This window comes from Aliivibrio sp. S2TY2, assembly GCF_028765525.1.
Classification (GTDB): Bacteria; Pseudomonadota; Gammaproteobacteria; order Enterobacterales; family Vibrionaceae; genus Aliivibrio; species Aliivibrio finisterrensis_A.
Genome location: NZ_JARACS010000001.1, coordinates 494,582 through 512,634 on the forward strand (window position 1 = coordinate 494,582; position 18,053 = coordinate 512,634).

General features: G+C 38.8%; 15 protein-coding genes. 9 read left to right on the forward strand and 6 right to left on the reverse strand.

Annotated elements, in window-relative coordinates:
* The first annotated feature begins 35 nt into the window (after positions 1–35).
* The gene (gene queD / locus PVK63_RS02245; protein ID WP_061002237.1) at positions 36–398 is read left to right on the forward strand and encodes a 6-carboxytetrahydropterin synthase QueD; all 363 of its coding nucleotides are present in this window, start codon (positions 36–38) and stop codon (positions 396–398) included.
* 49 nt (positions 399–447) lie between these two features.
* On the opposite strand, the gene PVK63_RS02250 is transcribed toward queD, so the two are convergent.
* Entirely contained in the window at positions 448–1,464 is a 1,017-nt protein-coding gene (locus PVK63_RS02250) for an endonuclease/exonuclease/phosphatase family protein (RefSeq protein WP_165371177.1), read from the reverse strand.
* 184 nt (positions 1,465–1,648) lie between these two features.
* On the opposite strand from PVK63_RS02250, the gene sbcD reads away from it, so the two are divergent.
* The 8 genes from sbcD to PVK63_RS02290 all read left to right on the forward strand — a co-directional run bounded on the left by sbcD (position 1,649) and on the right by PVK63_RS02290 (position 12,329).
* Complete coding sequence (gene sbcD, locus PVK63_RS02255; protein WP_130086816.1) at positions 1,649–2,893, forward strand: exonuclease subunit SbcD; 1,245 nt, start codon at positions 1,649–1,651, stop codon at positions 2,891–2,893.
* A complete protein-coding gene (locus PVK63_RS02260) occupies positions 2,890–6,570 on the forward strand; it encodes an AAA family ATPase (RefSeq protein WP_130086817.1) in 3,681 nt (1,226 codons plus the stop codon). The genes sbcD and PVK63_RS02260 overlap by 4 nt, the downstream gene beginning before the upstream one ends.
* Before the next feature lie 36 nt (positions 6,571–6,606).
* Positions 6,607–7,092 carry an acyl-CoA thioesterase gene (locus PVK63_RS02265; RefSeq protein WP_130086818.1) on the forward strand — a complete coding sequence of 162 codons (486 nt, stop codon included), beginning with the start codon at positions 6,607–6,609 and terminating at the stop codon, positions 7,090–7,092.
* A gap of 174 nt (positions 7,093–7,266) precedes the next feature.
* Positions 7,267–8,664 (forward strand): MATE family efflux transporter, encoded by a 1,398-nt coding sequence (locus tag PVK63_RS02270; protein WP_130086819.1) that lies wholly within the window; start codon positions 7,267–7,269, stop codon positions 8,662–8,664.
* Between the two features lie 415 nt (positions 8,665–9,079).
* On the forward strand, positions 9,080–10,234 hold the full coding sequence (locus PVK63_RS02275) for an amino acid permease (RefSeq protein WP_130047873.1): 1,155 nt from the start codon (positions 9,080–9,082) through the stop codon (positions 10,232–10,234).
* An 88-nt stretch (positions 10,235–10,322) separates the two neighbouring features.
* The gene (locus PVK63_RS02280) at positions 10,323–11,492 is read left to right on the forward strand and encodes an amino acid permease (protein ID WP_130086820.1); all 1,170 of its coding nucleotides are present in this window, start codon (positions 10,323–10,325) and stop codon (positions 11,490–11,492) included.
* A gap of 64 nt (positions 11,493–11,556) precedes the next feature.
* Entirely contained in the window at positions 11,557–11,919 is a 363-nt protein-coding gene (locus PVK63_RS02285) for a DUF2799 domain-containing protein (RefSeq protein ID WP_338000100.1), read from the forward strand.
* A 50-nt stretch (positions 11,920–11,969) separates the two neighbouring features.
* Positions 11,970–12,329 (forward strand): DUF2799 domain-containing protein, encoded by a 360-nt coding sequence (locus tag PVK63_RS02290; protein ID WP_130047871.1) that lies wholly within the window; start codon positions 11,970–11,972, stop codon positions 12,327–12,329.
* A 76-nt stretch (positions 12,330–12,405) separates the two neighbouring features.
* Here PVK63_RS02290 and PVK63_RS02295 read toward each other — a convergent pair whose 3' ends face one another.
* The 5 genes from PVK63_RS02295 to pabB all read right to left on the reverse strand — a co-directional run bounded on the left by PVK63_RS02295 (position 12,406) and on the right by pabB (position 18,004).
* Positions 12,406–12,954, reverse strand: coding sequence for a hypothetical protein (locus PVK63_RS02295; protein ID WP_130086821.1), 549 nt, complete (start codon positions 12,952–12,954; stop codon positions 12,406–12,408).
* A 187-nt stretch (positions 12,955–13,141) separates the two neighbouring features.
* Positions 13,142–14,503, reverse strand: coding sequence for an L-serine ammonia-lyase (locus PVK63_RS02300; RefSeq protein ID WP_130086822.1), 1,362 nt, complete (start codon positions 14,501–14,503; stop codon positions 13,142–13,144).
* Positions 14,504–14,599: 96 nt separating this feature from the next.
* Positions 14,600–15,850 carry an aromatic amino acid transport family protein gene (locus tag PVK63_RS02305; RefSeq protein WP_130086823.1) on the reverse strand — a complete coding sequence of 417 codons (1,251 nt, stop codon included), beginning with the start codon at positions 15,848–15,850 and terminating at the stop codon, positions 14,600–14,602.
* 185 nt (positions 15,851–16,035) lie between these two features.
* A complete protein-coding gene (locus tag PVK63_RS02310) occupies positions 16,036–16,617 on the reverse strand; it encodes a CoA pyrophosphatase (protein WP_130086824.1) in 582 nt (193 codons plus the stop codon).
* 16 nt (positions 16,618–16,633) lie between these two features.
* Positions 16,634–18,004, reverse strand: coding sequence for an aminodeoxychorismate synthase component I (pabB, locus tag PVK63_RS02315; protein ID WP_130086825.1), 1,371 nt, complete (start codon positions 18,002–18,004; stop codon positions 16,634–16,636).
* Positions 18,005–18,053 lie beyond the last annotated feature (49 nt).

An 18,053-nucleotide genomic window follows, 5' to 3' on the forward strand; every position in this document is an offset into this window, starting at 1 on the left:
CTGCTTCATAATATAGGTAATAGAGATTTTAACTAATGACAACTGAACTATATAAAGACTTCATGTTTGAAGCAGCACACCATTTACCACATGTACCAGAAGGTCATAAATGTGGTCGTCTTCATGGTCACTCTTTTTTAGTTCGTTTGTATGTTGAAGGTGAAGTTGACCAACATACGGGTTGGGTAATTGATTTCTCTGAAATTAAAGCGGCATTTAAACCAACCTATGATCGCCTTGACCATTATTACTTAAACGACATTGAAGGGTTAGAAAACCCAACAAGTGAAGTATTAGCTAAGTGGATTTGGAACGAAGTAAAACCAAGTCTTCCATTACTAAGTAAAATTGAAATTAAAGAGACATGTACAGCAGGTTGTACTTACCGCGGTGAGTAATCTACATTAACTGTCATGTTTAGAGAGGGCTGAATTATTCAGCCCTTTTTTATGCCTGCCGTATACGAGCTGTAATTGAAACCAAAGCGTGATCGGTGCTGAATTGGTCAATATCAAATCTAGGATTCACAATGTGCTGATCTGTTACTGTGTAATCAATGACTTCTAAAATACTGCCCGAAAATGAGCTATCAAATTCGTTAGACAGCAGAATGTAATCCAATACAGACCCTTTTGCTCCGTAATAATGGGTACTTACTCGCTCTTCCAATAAATCTGCGCCTTTTAATCCACAGTAAATATCCCAGCTGTCTTTAAGCTGAAATCGAGTTAAATAATCGGTACTGAATTTATCGAATCGAAGTTCATAAGAAAGTAGTCCTTTAAATTCATCATGAAACAAGGGCTTATTAAAATCGCCCATGACAATTACAGGCTGATTTGATTCTTTGCGCTGCTGAATTATATGGTTATGTAGAATATTCGCTTCTAACCCACGTTGTGCAGTAGAAAGCCAAGAACCTAGCTGTTCATCATGAAGTTGATGAAGAGGAGAGCTGTTGACTTCATCCGTTACATCACTTTCTTCCGGCTCTTTAGGGCGCTGAGATTTGAAGTGCACCACATAACAGTCAGTAATCCCAAGGTGAGGCAGTTCAATACTGGCATGAACAGGTACACGATTAAATTCAAACTCAATTCCGAATCGTTTTAATTGTTCTGGTTTTGCAACAACAGGTTGAGCATTTAGAATTGGATAACGCGAAGCAAAGGCAACTACAGGGGAATTAAAGACATAGCCATCTTCAGATTTTGGTTCATCGACAGTGGCAAAATATGAATAGCCAAGCTCGTTCACTAAAGCCTCTAAAGCGTTTGGACTAAAGACTTCTTGAAACCCAATCACATCAGAGTTTAATGCCGTGATCTTATCCTTAAACCAGCCCTGTTTTTTCAGCCATTCATCTTGAGTTAGTATATTTTCAAAATCGTAATACGCATTAGGCGGCTCAACAAAGTTGAACATATTGATGGTGGTGAATGTAAGGCTTTCAGGAGATGGCAAATTAGATACTCATGTTGTTATTATCGATGGAATCGACGTTTATTAAATAAAGTATAACAGCATGAAGTAAGGTCAACACCTGCTAATAGTTTTAAGTTTAAAAGCTTATAAAAGTACATAGTTTCTCTCCCAGATGGTATAAAAGGGGTATCGTCTTCTCTATCCATCAAACAAGTTGATATTTATGCGTATTTTACATACTTCCGATTGGCATTTAGGTCAAAATTTCTTCACAAAAAGTCGCCGTAATGAACATCAAAAATTCATTAGCTGGCTACTTGAACAAGTCCAAGAAAATGCCATTAATGCGGTGATTATTGCTGGAGATGTGTTTGATACGGGCGCGCCACCAAGTTACGCGCGTGAAATGTATAACCAATTTGTGGTGGAGATGAACAAAGTAAACTGCGAATTGATCGTGCTTGGTGGAAACCATGACTCAGTTTCAACGTTAAATGAATCAAAACAATTATTGGCTCACTTGAACGCACGAGTGATTGCCAATACCAATGATGATTTATCCACTCAATTATTAACGCTTCCAAACAGTGATGGAGCCGTGGGCGCTATTTTATGCGCGGTTCCATTTATTCGTCCGCGTGACGTTGTCACTAGTGTTGCAGGCTCAACCGGTGTAGAGAAACAACAAGCGCTCGGTGAAGCCATCAAACAGCATTATCATCAGTTGTATCAAAAAGCGCTAGAGTTAAGATCTGAGTTAGATCTTGATGTACCTATTATTGCAACGGGTCACTTGACGGCACTTGGTGTTAAACAATCAGATTCAGTTCGTGATATCTACATTGGTACATTGGATGGCTTTGCTGCCGATGGTTTCCCGCCTGCAGATTACATCGCGCTTGGTCATATTCACCGCCCGCAATTGGTGGCTAAATCTGATCATATTCGTTATTCCGGCTCACCAATCCCATTAAGTTTTGATGAATTAAAATCTCAAAAACAAGTGGTGATGGTGGAGTTTGATAAAGCAAGCGTAACTCAAATTACACCAATTAATGTGCCTATGTTTCAACAAATGAAGGCATTAAAGGGCGATTTAGAAACGATTGAACAAGAGTTAGCACAATTTAAAGAGTGTGAAGATACGACTTGGCTATGCATTGAAGTCGAAGTGCAAGATTACCTGTCAGATCTACAACAACGCATTCAAGCACTAACTCAAGATCTTAACGTTGAAGTGTTGCAACTGCGTCGTGCAAGAAACCGCAGTGAACAAACGTTAGCACAAGAAAAAACAGAAACGCTAGCGGAGTTAACGCCTTTTGATGTGTTTACTAAACGGATAGAGCAAGAGACGTTTGAGACAGAGAAAGAGCAGCAACGCGCAGAAAGAATGACAATGAAATTTAAACAGATTTTGTCAGAAGTAGAACATAAAGATACCGATTCACAAGAAGGTGATGCATGAGAATTTTAAGTCTAAGTTTTTCAAATTTAAACTCATTAAAAGGTGAGTGGAAAATTGATTTCTCAGCATCTCCTTTTGCTGAAAACGGGTTGTTTGCGATTACTGGCCCAACGGGTGCGGGTAAAACGACGATTTTAGATGCGATCTGTTTAGCGCTTTATCATAAAACGCCTCGTCTTGGTGGTATTTCAACCTCAAGTAATGAAATCATGACGCGTGGCACGGCGGAATGTTCTGCAGAAGTGGAATTTGAAGTTAAAGGCAAAGCGTACCGTGCGTTTTGGAGCCAGCGTCGTTCACGTGGCAAAGTGGATGGCAACTTACAAGCCGCTACTGTAGAACTTGCAGAAGTGGATTCTGAAAAAGTATTAGCAACGCAAGTAAAAAAGAAAGATGAGCTAATCAACTCGATTACGGGTTTAGATTTCTCTCGATTTACAAAATCCATGATGCTTTCTCAAGGTCAATTTGCGGCGTTTTTAAATGCTGATGCGAATGATCGTGCCGGTTTATTAGAAGAGCTAACAGGCACTGAGATCTACGGGCAGATCTCTGAAAAAGTGCATGAGCATTATACCGCATCAAAGCAGAAATTAGCCGAGCTTAAAGCCAAAGCTGAAGGGGTTGAGCTGCTTTCTGAAGAAGATAAGCAAGCATTAATCGATGAGCAAGTTGAACTGCAAACGAATCAAAAGCAGCAACAAGCTCAACTTTCAAATTGGCAAGCACATGTAGAGTGGTGGATTGCAGATGCGAAAAACCAACTCCAGTGGCAGCAAGCGGTTGATAATAATCAATTAGCATTAGAGAAAGAAAAACAAGCCAGCGAACAATTACATCGTTTAGCACAAAGTGAACCTGCTGAAAAACTGCGTACGCCATATCAACTATGGCAAGAAGCACAAACTCGCTTTGAAGAGTTGGTTAAAGAATTAAAGACGACAGAGCAATCTCACCAACAAAAGGCCAGTGATAAAAAAGCACTTGAGTCTCATGTTACACGGCTAAAACAAGAGCTTGATACTATTAAGGGTGAGAGTAAAACATTAGAAAACTTAATTAATGATTCGGTGCAACCGTTAGATACTGCGATTGCTCAACTGACTCAACAATCTCAAGAGAAGCAGCACCAAATCGCAAACCTTACTGCGCGTCTTGAGGATGGTAATAAAAAGCAACAAGGTCTGACAGCAACATTATCTGACATAACAGAGAAACTTTCTTTATTAGCCAATTATGTTGAAGAGCATAAAGCTGATCTGCAAATTGAACGTTATTTAGGTCAGTGGAAGAACCAAGTTAGCCATATTTTACAACAAGATAAAGATACTGCCTCTTTAGATGGTCAATTGACATCCGCTAATGCAGCGGTAGAGACTCTGCTTGATGCTATCAACAAAAAAGAAGCAGAATTAAATCAAGCTCAAATTATTGTTAATAATGAAATAGAAGCGACGAAGTGCGCAGAGCTTGAATTACAACAATGGCAAGATAAAGGGTCAGAAGCACAACTGACTGAGCAGATAACGGCACTAACGACTCGTCATCAATACCGTGTTGAATTAACTCATACTAATAATGAGTATTTACGAGCGACAAAAGAGCTGAAAATGCTTGCCACTGTGCAGAAAACACAAGCGAATGACATTGAAAAATTGGATGTGCAGCGTACTGAACTAGCGACTCAGTTTAAGCAACAAGAGCAGCAAGTCATCGATTTAACTACCTTAATTGAGCAAGAAGGCGAGTTAGCAAAATATCGAGCAGAATTAGCAAAAGATCAAGATTGTCCGTTGTGTGGTTCAACGCATCATCCACTATTAGAACAAGCTCAATTGCTTGATTTGAGCGCGACAATACAACGTAAAAAAGAAGCCGAGCAGAAACGCGTAGAGATTGTCGAGCAAGGTAAATCAGTACGTGAACAATTAGATTCGCTTAAAATAAAACAAGATCATTGCCAATCTCAATCAGTGCAGTGGCAACAAACGGTTGAATCCACGCAAAAGCAATGGTCTACGTTATTAGAAACAACGCAACTCACTCTAACCTTAGGTGATACTGATTCGATTAATCAGTTCATTAGTGAGTGTGAAGCCTCTTTATCTACGCTTAATGAGCAAGCAAAGCAATTACGCCAAGTGGGTGATAAGGTTCGAGTGCAACAAAACCAATTACAACAAGTTCAGCATCGTCTTGACGCTGTCACTGCGGCGTTAAATTTTGATCGTCAATCACACCAAACGGCGCTTCAACAGCAACAAGATAACAATCAAAAAAGAGAACAGCTGCAATTGCGTCAAACGGAACTTAAGCAGCAGTTGGTCACCGAAATTGAGCAAGCAGGCTTTAATGCACCAGAGTTGACTCAAATTACCTCTTGGTTTGTACAAAAAGAGCAAGACTTACAACAAATTCAGAAAAAAATCACACAGCAGCAAGTGCAAACCCAACAACAGCAAACGCTACAAAGTGATCACGCTCATTTAGCCGAGCAATTGGTTGAATTGAACACTCAACAGCAACAATCACAAACTGAAATGTCAGCATTAACAACAGAGTTAGAGAAGCAACAAGCAAAACGTATTGAGTTGTTTGGAACACAAGAGATCAAAACAGCACGCTTTATGATGAGTGAGAAATTGTCAATTTCAGAGCAAACGTATGATGTTGATCAACAGAAATTACAAGCATTAGTACAAGACCTTGCGGCTTTAGATGGCAAGTTGAATAGTCTTAAAGAGAGTTATTTAAGTTGTGAAAAACTATCGGAAGAGCGTTCTGATGTATGGAAAGACGCTTTATTACAAAGCCCATTTGAAACGCTTGAGTTATTCCAAGCGGCATTGATTTCAGAAGAAGAACGCCAACAACTACTCAGCTTAAAAACGGAAATACAACAAGCGATTGAGCGAACTGGCGCTTTGCTAGAGAGTGCACAGCAAATCAAAGAACATCATTATCAAGCGCCAAAAGCAGCTGAATGGCAATTAATGCCAAAAGAAGCGGTTGAGGTAGAATTAGCTCAAGTGAAATCTAAATCTGAAACATTAGTTAAACGTGAAGGTGAAATCGCTCAAGCGTTGCGTTCAGACAGCGAGCGTAAAACCAATCAAAAAGCACTATTTGAAGCGATTGAAGCGTATCAATCAGAATACGATGATATTCAATATCTGCATTCATTAATTGGTTCGCAAAAAGGCGATAAATTCCGTAAATTTGCTCAAGGGTTAACGCTAGAGAATCTCGTCTATTTAGCCAATAAACAGCTTACTCGCTTACATGGCCGCTATGAGCTTAAACGTAAAGCCAGTGATGGATTAGAGCTTCAAGTGCTGGATACATGGCAAGGTGATGTGGTTCGTGATACAAAAACCTTATCTGGTGGAGAGAGCTTCCTTGTTAGTTTGGCATTGGCATTGGCACTTTCTGATCTGGTTAGTCACAAAACAAGCATTGATTCACTGTTCTTAGATGAAGGGTTTGGTACGCTAGACAGTGAAACGCTAGACATGGCGCTTGATGCATTAGATAACTTAAATGCATCAGGAAAAATGATTGGTGTGATAAGCCACATCGAAGCGATGAAAGAACGCATACCAGTCCAAATAAAAGTCACCAAGCGCAGTGGTTTAGGCGTGAGTGAGCTAGAAAAACAATATAAAAAAGTCAGTTAATTTTGCACAATGTAATGCAGTAAAAAGGAATTTAAAATGGGAAAAACAAAACGAGAAATAACATTACGCTTTTTAGCTGAACCTGGGGATGTGAACTTTGGTGGTAAAGTTCACGGTGGTGCAGTGATGAAATGGATCGATTTAGCCGCTTATGCATCATCGGCAGGCTGGAGTGGTAAATATTGTATTACTGCATACGCAGGTGGTATTCGTTTTGTTGAGCCTATTTTTGTCGGCAACCTTGTGGAAGTGACAGGTAAAGTCATCTATACCGGAAAATCGTCTATGCACATCGCTATTGATGTTCAAGCAAGCGACCCTAAAGAGCAGAATAATCGCTTAACAACGCACTGTATCGTTATCATGGTTGCGGTTGATGGAAATGGTAAACCGACGTCAGTCCCTGAGTGGGTACCAGAGACAGAAGAAGACATTAAGTTAAGAGATTCAGCAATCAAACTAATGAATATGCGTAAAGAAATTGGCGAAGAGATGGAAGCGCATGTTCAATATCTAAAATAACGCTATATTTATTATTACTCTTTATATAAATAAGATGGTGGTTATGGTGGGTTGTCATAGTAATGTCAAGGTTCATATTCTTGCAATCGACCTAACTCTTTTTATACCTACTTATGAGTATTCTTGCAATTTTCGATACACTTAATTCACAACTTAAATTTAGTGGAAGAGAGTGTGAAAGAAGTAAGCTCAAGTCTAATTCGTAACGTTTATAATCATGCTAATGGTGACTTTTTCCGTCGTCTATTTTTGATTGCCATACCTATCACCCTTCAAAGTATTTTGTTATCCAGTAAAAGCTTAATTGACGTGTTTATGCTCGGGCAACTTTCAGAAGCTGATATTGCTGCTGTTGGTGTAGGTAGCCGAGCAATTTTTTTTACAACCATAATACTGACAGGAATAACAACAACAGGTGCTTTATTGGCTGCTCAACATTGGGGAGCAAAGGATAATAAAGGGCTGAGAGAAACGACAGCATTAACTTGGCTCACTTCCACATTCTCAGCTGTGGTTATTATCTTTCTTTTACAATTCTGTGCCATTTTTATTATGCAGTTGGCATCTAAAGATCCAAGTGTTATTGCACTTGGCGTGGAATATATTCAAATAACCAGTTGGAGTATGCTTGCTATTGCTTTTACTGCGAGTCTTGGGGCAGGGTTTCGTTCAATACAACAGCCGGGTATAAGTACATTCTTTAGTGGGATAGGTATTGCTCTGAATATATTACTGAACTGGGTTTTGATTTTTGGTTATTTAGGCTTTCCTGCTTTAGGGATAAAAGGTGCAGCAATTGCTACTGTGGTGAGTTCTATCATTGAAGTTGGTTTGTTTTATCTTTATTTAATTATGAAGAGTCATCTTTTAAGGTTCGGGATAAAAGATATCATCCAAAGCCTTCAGGTAGACAAATTTAAAGCATTTATTCGTTTAGCATTACCAACTACCACTAATTTTTTGTTATGGGCAGGTGGCTTATTTGCGTATACCGCAATTATGGGACAAACAGGAACGGAAGGCTTAGCTGCGTTTGCTGTTGTTACCCCTATTGAAGCGGTTTCTCTAAGCTTTTTAATGGGTATTGCAAATGCTTCTGGGGTACTTGTTGGGAATCATATTGGTGCAAAAGAATACGATAAGGTGTATTACCAAGCGATATTAATGATGGTGGTTGGTTTTGCTGTAACCTTAATGGTGTCAATCACGCTTTATTTTTCAAAAGAGGCCATCTTAGACCTGTTTACGGCATTAACAGCGGATACCAGAGATCTTGCTGATACATTCTTATCTATTCTGTGTGTCGGAATTATGCTTCGCTCCATTCCTACGACACTGGTTGTCGGTATTTTAAGAGCTGGTGGTGATGTTAAATTCTGCCTATACCAAGATGTTTTAACGCAATGGTTCTTTGGTATTCCAATCGCAGCTTTAGGCGCCGTTTATTTTGGTTATTCAGCTGAAATTGTTTATAGCCTTTTCTTTTTAGAAACGTTGTTTAAGTGGTTTGCCTCTGTCTATCGTTTAAAAAGTAAGAAATGGATAAATAACTTAGTAGAGGCTAAAGGATAGGGGAAACAAGTTTTATTTAAGGGTTGCATTGCTAAGTTCATTATATAGAATGGATCGGACTACTAGTTTGGTAGTTCGGTCTGTAAGGGATTTACGGCCTATTATTATAAATGGAATGTGACTAATTAGGATGTACACATGATTTTCCAATTAACATCAGGCCCATTGTTGGAGCCTACAGAAGGTTCACCCCATAACTCTGGTTTCAAATCATCAGTTGTTCTTTCTCTACGCTTTTTCTCGTCTCAGTTTCTCGCGTTTCACTTCTTCTCGTATTTTCGATTTCTCCGTTTTTATTCGTAATTAATAAGCTCTAATTTCAACCGCGTTATCTTTGTGGATGGCTTTTTGCGCGTTGAATTTGACAAAAAATAAAACTAAAGCTCAAACTCGAATATAGAACGAAGGAATAACAATGAATTTAAAATTAATCGGAAGCTCACTTATTATTTCAGGTACTGCGCTAGGCGCTGGTATGCTGGCAATCCCAATGGTATTGGCTCAATTTGGCCTGATTTGGGGAACTGCATTGATGTTATTGATCTTTGTAGGAACGACTTATGCCGCTTTATTGCTGCTAGAAGCAAGTATTAATGTCGGTGGTGGTTTAGGAATGAACACCATTGCTCGTAAAAGTTTAGGTAAAGGCGGGCAGCTAGTCACGAATGGTTTGTTGTATGCTTTACTTATTTGTCTTCTGATGGCTTACATTTTAGGCGCCGGAGATTTACTCAATAAATTACTTCGAAATGTTGGATTGAATTTATCTTTAGTGCAAAGCCAAATTGCATTTACCTTGGTTTCAGGTGTGATTGTTGCTTCTGGAACTGCAGTAATTGATAAGTTAAACCGTGTACTTTTTGCGGTAATGCTATTCATGCTGTTGCTGACTCTTGTGTTTTTGGTCCCGGGGATCGAATTAGATAACCTCCTTCAAGTATCAAATTCAAATGGCATTGAATTAGTTCAAACCAGTGCGATTATCTTTACCAGTTTTGGCTTTATGGTTGTAATCCCATCTTTGGTTTCCTATAACCATGAAGCAACGCCAAAGCAATTAAGAAATATGGTGATCATTGGCTCTGCAATTCCATTGGTATGTTATTTAGTATGGTTATATGCAGTGGTAGGTAACCTAACACCTGAACAAATTACTCACTTTTCAAATGTATCAGAGTTGATCTCAGTATTTAGTGCAGAGCATGCTTTTATTAATCTTGTGTTATCTAGCTTTACTGGACTTGCGCTCTTGACGTCATTTTTAGGTGTTGCAATGGCGTTGTTTACTCAAAATGAAGATACGTTTAAGCAAAATAAAGCAGTAACTTATGTGATCAGCTTTATTCTGCCGTTACTTGGTGCAGTTTATGCCGCGGATCAGTTCTTATCTGTTTTAAGCTACGCTGGGATTATTTTGGTTTTCTTAGCGGTATTTGTTCCACTTGCTATGGTTGTTCAACTTCGAAAAGTTGAGACTCAGACGAAAGGCTATTTAGCTGAAGGAGGAGTTGCAATGCTTATCTTCTCTTTTGTTTTTGGTACTTTTTTATTGGTTTCTCAAGTTATTTAGCCACTAATATATTTGTGCTCTATGTTATTGGTAGAGCACCTGCTTTTACTCTTTATGAGTAATCATTTTCACGAAATAAGAATACACAATGAATTTTAAATTATTTGGCAGTGCATTAATCCTTTCAGGTACTGCTCTTGGCGCTGGAATGTTAGCTATTCCTATGGTATTGGCGCAGTTTGGTCTTTTTTATAGCACATTATTGATGCTAGTCATTTGTGCCGGTACGACATATTCGGCTTTACTTTTAACAGAGGCATGCTCAAAGACTGAGTTGGCTTTTGGTATCAATACCGTTGCCAACAGAACGCTAGGTAAGGGTGGTCAAGTGATCACTAATGCTCTATTTTATTTGCTGCTTATTTGTATGCTTATTGCTTATATTTTAGGGGCGGCAGATCTTTTAAAGCGCATACTTGCCATATTTGATATTGAGATGAGTATAGAAGTAGCGCAAATCGGATTTACACTTGTCGCAAGTATGTTTGTGGTATGTGGGACTCAAATTATAGATAAGCTTAACCGCGTTTTATTCCTATTTATGATATCAATGTTGGCGATTACCTTGATTATTTTGGTCCCAGGGATATCTGTTGATAACTTAACACAAGTAACAAATACGGATAAAGGAATGCTATTTGGCACAAGTACGATTCTGTTTACCAGCTTTGCTTCAATGCCTGTTATTCCATCGTTAGTTGCCTACAACAAAGAAGCAAGTCGTCAGCAACTAAGAAATATGATCATTCTTGGTTCTGTTATTCCTCTAATTTGTTATTTAGTATGGCTTTATGCGGTTGTGGGTAATTTGAATGCAGACGATATCACGCATTTTTCTAATATTTCAGATTTGATTCAAACGTTTAGCGCAAAAAATGAATACATTGAAATCATTCTTTCGATCTTTACTTCTCTGGCTCTGCTAACATCGTTTTTGGGTGTGGCAATGGCACTTTATAATCAAAATAAAGACATGATTTCACATAATAAGGTAGTGACTTATGTGTGTACTTTTGTTTTACCGTTATTGGGTGCGAGTTTAGCTGCGGATCAGTTTTTATCAGTTCTGGGTTATGCTGGTGTCATCCTTGTTTTCTTAGCTATTTTTATTCCATTAGCAATGGTGGTTTCACTGAGAAAGAAAAAAGGCAATGACAATGAAACTTCAGCTCACATTTATGAAGCTGAAGGTGGTCATGTAGCGCTGGGGTTAACCTTATTATTTGGTTTTTTACTATTGGTTAGCCAAGTTTTATAAATATTAATGATCTGACCTGATACACTTAACGTAATAGATAATGTGTTTATTGTAGAGGGTCAGAATGATGAAATATTTAACGGTTCTTTTTACTGTTTTACTTTTAGCTGCATGTTCAACGACACCACCACCAACCTCAAATGTAGAAAGTGATTGGCAAGCCTTTGGCTATGATAGAGCAATGAAAGGTTGGATTGTCCAATCAGAAACCAAATTAGTTAAATTGTCAGATGGCAAAGCGGTAAGCGAAGAGAATTATCAAGCTTATCTAGATGGGTATACTAAAGGTCAGGAAGAGTACTGCGATCAAAGTGCGTATATGCTAGGTGTAGTAGGAAAGCAGTACAATGGTATATGTGATCGAATAGATCCCTTTTTCCGCCAAGATTATGTTAATGGGATGCATTCAACCGCTGGTGGAATGTAATTTAGTTATACGGCGCATGGATGAATAGATAAATAAGAGGGTAAGAAGTTATGAAAGCAATTTTAGTTATAATGGTTTCACTTTTTCTAGCAGCCTGTTCAAGTACAGTACCATTAACATCTACACAGGACAGCGATTGGGCTACTTATGGTTTAGAAACAGGCCAAAAAGGTTGGAATTTTGAATCTAAAGAACAAATAGTTGATCTTTTAGATGGCAAGGAGCTTAAAGTCTCTAATTATGATGCGTACGTTGCGGGATATAAAAAGGGATTACAAGAATATTGCGGACAAGACGCATTTGAATTAGGAACTAAAGGTGGAGTTTATACTGGAGTGTGTGACGATATCAGTAAAGAGTTTAAATATGATTATTTACGAGGTTATAACTCGACTAAAAGAGGGATGTAGTATCTTTAAGGTTGATTTAATCGAAATATAAATGGCGGATAATGTTATCCGCCATTTTTGTATATGAAGATTTAAATTAGATCACTTTAACGATATTAAAGCGTCCCATTTTTTTCAAAATAGGTAAAAATTCTTTATTTACTTCAAGCATGACTTTCTTTGCTTTACTGTAAGCGCTTAATTTGTCGTTGCCGTTACCATGAGAGAACAATCGGCTCTTTGGCTTATATTCACCATCAACGATCTCTTTCCAACGAACGATATAGTAATCTGTTGTGCGCACTTCACCTGAAAGTAAGGTGCGTTTTTTCGTGATGATATCAGGCTCTAAGCTGTGAGGTAAGCGCTCAAAAAGGCTAGGGTAGTTAAGAACCATGTTCCAACAATTTCCCCATAATTCTTTACCGACTTTATTTCGTTGCTTAATTGCTTCTTTTAAGGCTTTTTCTCGGCCTTCTTTTAGGCAACCAACAGAGCGGTTATACATACCGTCATCAGGTGTATGAATATGGATTTTAACGCAATTAAATGAGTGTGAAATGAAACGATGTTCACTTTCCATTCCTGTCCATTCAGCTCTTAATTTTTGAGCTCTTGGTGAAAGAGTATGTTTTTTCTTATTCATAATTGAAATGTACTAATTATTTGCATGACTGCATTATTGCAGTAACTGATTCATTTGTTAATAGTAAAGGTGGTTTATTCATCAAATTGATGCATATATTTAGTATAGAAGATGTAAATGGAATGGGGAGAAATAAAAAGAGGGCGATATTCGCCCTCATTATTGCTTTAAGTAAAGTCTGTTGTGATTAACAGATAACTTTAATCGCTAAGCCACCTTGAGAAGTCTCACGGTATTTAGCGTTCATGTCTTTACCTGTCTCAAGCATTGTTTCGATAACTTTATCAAGTGAAACACGAGGAGCAGATGAACGACGAAGTGCCATACGTGTCGCGTTGATTGCCTTAACAGCAGCAATACCATTACGCTCGATACAAGGAACTTGAACTTGACCTGCAACAGGGTCACAAGTTAAGCCTAGGTTATGCTCCATTGCAATTTCAGCGGCCATACATACTTGCTCAGGACTTCCACCCATAAGCTCAGCAAGACCAGCAGCAGCCATAGAACAAGCTACACCAACTTCACCTTGACAGCCTACTTCAGCACCAGAGATTGACGCATTCTTCTTGTAAAGGCCGCCAATCGCACCAGAAGCTGCAAAGTAACGGATGTAATCTTTCTCTGTTACTGTTTGGATGAACTTATCATAGTAAGCTAAAACAGCAGGGATGATGCCACATGCGCCATTGGTTGGAGCAGTAACAACACGGCCACCAGCCGCATTCTCTTCGTTTACAGCAAATGCATACATGTTGACCCAATCAACCACTTCCATTGGATCTTTCGACGTCTTTTCAGAAGTCAGTAGTTGCTGGCGAAGTGCAGCTGCACGACGAGGAACACGTAGAGGCCCAGGTAGGATACCTTCAGTGTTCATGCCTTTTTCCATACAATCACGCATGGTTTTCCAGATTTTTGCAAAGTAAGTACGAACTTCATCTTCTGCAAGAATAGCGTGTTCGTTCTTCATTACTAATGTACTAATAGATAGTCCATTCTCTTTACATAAATCAACTAATTCAGAGGCATAATTAAATGCGTAAGGAACTTGAATTGATGATTCAACTTCTTTACCAAAGTTTTCTTCATCAACAATAAAACCACCACCGATAGAGTAGTATGTTTTAGAGTAAACAACGTCGCCATCAACCCACGCATGGATTTGCATACCATTTTCGTGAAGTGACAGGTTAGTTGTGTGGAAATTCATTCCACCTTCTTTTGGAAATTCTACCGTGTGGCAGTGCATGCCAACAGGTAAGCGCTCTGTTTCTTCAACACGAGCGATGAAGCCCGGAATAGAGTCAATATCTACGTGTTCTGGCGTGTTACCTGCCAGACCCATAATGATAGCGATATCAGTATGGTGACCTTTCCCTGTCAGTGATAATGAACCGTAAACATCAACAGTGATTTTAGTGATATCACGCAGTTTGCCCATGCCACGTAAATCGTCGATAAACTCTTTACCAGCTTTCATTGGACCAACGGTGTGGGAGCTAGAAGGACCAACTCCGATTTTGTAGATATCAAAAACACTAATCATGTTATTACCTCGAATAAGCCCCCAAAAGAGGGGGCTTTATTATCATTATTATTAACTTCGTGTAACTAATGCTTATAAGGATTTATAAACTAGTTATTAAAGAGCGCCGTAGATTACAGAAGTAATCGCTGCAACACCACATAATGCTGTAAAGATTTGCACAGGTGCTGAAGTTTTGTACTTCGCCATTGCAGGAACTTTACGCATTGCGAATACAGGCATAAGGAATAGGATAGCGGCAATCATTGGCGCACCCATAGTTTCAATCATACCTAAGATACTTGGGTTGATGATAGAAACGATCCATGTAGTAACAACGATGAAGATAAGAGAGAATTTCTCAAGCTTAGCAACAGGTGCTTTTGAACGAGACTTAGCTAGACCAACAAGACCTTCATGAGCACCAAGGAAGTGACCAAAGTAGCTTGAAGTAATCGCAGCAAAAGCAACGATTGGACCTAAGTAAGAGATAAGTGGAGATTCATGTACGTTTGCTAGGTAAGAAAGTACAGAGATGTTTTGCGCTTGCGCTTGTGCTAGTTGCTCTGGAGATAGAGAAAGAACTACAGAGAAAACGAAGAACATAACGAAACCCATTAGCATCATTGCCGCACCGCCAGTGATCATGTCAGTTTTAGCAACTGCATTGTCACCGTATACACGACGTTGTTCTTTAGAGAACTGGCTGATAACTGGGCTGTGGTTGAAAGAGAAAACGATGATTGGGATCGCTAACCAAACAACAGAAGGCATTGAACCCCAATCAGGAGAAACAGACATCATAGATGTGTTCCAACCAGGGATTAGGTATACAGAAAGAGCCATTAGGATGAATACAAGAGGGTAAACCATTGCAGAAGTTGCTTTCAGCATTAGTTCTTTACCAAATACAACACCACATGTCATCAGAGTGATAAGCACACCTGATAATAACCAGCGTGGAATAGATTCCATGCCCATTTGGTTAACCATGAAAGAGTCTACTGTGTTTGTGATACCAACACCGTAAATAAGTACAATTGGGTAAATCGCGAAAAAGTAGGCAAAAGTGATTAGGTTCGCGCCTGTCTTACCAAAATGCTCTTCTACCGTATCGGTAATATCAGAATCTGGATTTTTAGCAGAAAGAACGAAACGAGCCAAACTTTTGTGTGCGAACCAAGTCATTGGTGCTGCGATTAATGCAAGGATAACTAGAGGCCAAAAACCACCAGCGCCAGCTTTAATTGGAAGGAATAAAACACCAGCACCTACCGCAGTACCGAAAAGAGAAAGACACCAAGTGAAGTCTTTATAAGTCCACTTTGTTTTTTTTGCATCTATTGATGCAGTATTTGTTGTTTGCATAATTTTACTCTTAATTTTTAGAACAGGAATTTTGGGAACGGCGCTATTGTCGTTATTTTGACGAGAAAAACTTTGACCCAGATCTTAAAATGAAAAAAGATGAACGAAGATCTAAAAATAATTGATAATGATCACAGTAGTTGTAGAGTGACTATTAGAAAAACTTATCATTAATGCTAAATTTTCTAAGTTGTAATGTAATTTATTGCGTGAATTATTTCAGCGGTAATACCCCAAATGAGTTTTTTATCAAAAGGAATAAAAATCAGATCATATGTATGGTTTTTGTTAAATATCTGGTGTTTATAGGTATTTTTAGGGTTAATTAGATGATTTATCGGTGCTTCAAATGTGCCACTAACCTCACCGTAATCGATTGCGGTGGTATAATTTTCATCAATCAATGCAACGATAGGGGTTACTTTATAGCCAGATATTGTTGGTATTGTGTTAAGTTTTGCTAATGGTTTTATGTGCGCAGGATCAATGCCAATTTCTTCATTTGTTTCACGAATCGCAGTATGAATTAGGGATAAATCGAAGGGTTCAACCTTGCCTCCAGGGAAGCTAATTTGGCTAGGATGATGACGTAAATGTGACGCTCTTTGAGTTAAAATTAGGTTGAAACCAGATTCTCTTTTTACGATAGGAACAAGAACAGCAGCAGACTTAAAACTGCCGTTCGTTAGTCGTGGATGGGAGAGTAAACTGGAGCTGTAATCAATTGGTTTATGAAGTAACAAATAAGAAAGTAAATGCGTATCCATAAACCGATCCTTATAACTATAAAATGGGTAAAATTTTGCTTAGCTTATGCAGTGTCTCTTCATATTCTAGTTCAGTTTGGCTATCGGCAACAATACCGCCACCCGCTGAAGCGTATATTGTATCTTGGTAGGCTATTAATGTGCGTATAGTAATACTCGTATCCATATTCCCACAACGGCTAATATAACCAATACTTCCACAATATAAGTTACGACGATGAGGCTCTAGCTCTTCAATAATCGCCATAGCCCTAATTTTTGGAGCCCCAGTGATTGATCCTCCGGGAAAAGAAGCACTCAATAAATCACTAATAGTATAGTTGTCATCTAATTCGCCAGTAATTGTACTTACTAGATGATGAACAGCAGGAAAGCTTTCAATATCAAATAATTTAGGTACTTTTACCGATCCAGGCTTGGATACTCGTCCAATGTCATTACGCAGTAAATCCACAATCATTAAGTTTTCAGAGCGATCTTTAGCGCTATGACGAAGAATATCCGCTTCTTTAGCATCTAATTTCGGATCATTTGAGCGAGGGCGAGTACCTTTAATGGGCTTTGTTTCTATTTTACGATCTTTTACCTGTAAAAAACGCTCTGGTGAGACGGACAAGATGGTAAGTTCTGGGGTTCTAATAAACGCAGAGAAGGGTGCCCCATTTTGGGTTGCCAATTTTTGATACGCTAACCATTCTGAACCTTGATATTGAGCATGAAAACGCTGAGCAAGGTTAATTTGGTAGCAATCTCCTGATTTAAGGTATTCCTGAATCGCATCAAATTTAGCGCTATATTCCGCTTGAGTCATATTCGATTGCCATTTAGACACTAAATTAAAATCAGCTTTCTTTTCTTTTATCGCTATAAATTGCTGTAGCCAATCGAGACGATTACTCCTTTGTGGTTGTATTAAAGTGAGGGTACACGTTTTATGATCAGCAATTAGGGCCCAGTCATAGATCCCAACAGCCATATCAGCGGTTGGAATATCTCGCTCAGCAATACTAGGCATAGATTCAACTCGGCGACCTAAGTCATAACTGAAGTAACCTAACGCTCCGCCAATAAAAGGAAGACCATTTATTGAATGGCAATGAGGCGTTAATCGTTCTTGATAATGAGCAAGCAGTTTAAAAGGGCAGGCTTCACTGGTTACTGGCTGCTTTCCTATGACATTAATAGAAGTGACATCTTGGTGGGTTTGCAATGTTGCTATTGGATCCGCCACTAAAATATCGTAACGATTATCAACATGTTCTTTGGCGGATGAATGCAGCAGCATTGCCCAAGGTTGGCTTTCAATGGCAGAAAATAAATCAACCACAGAAGTAGATTGATAATCAAGTAGGGTAATAAGTGGTTTTGCATCTAATTGATTGTTCATTTTAAGTTTTATAACCAGAATGTGATGAGCAACGATAGCCTTGGATGGG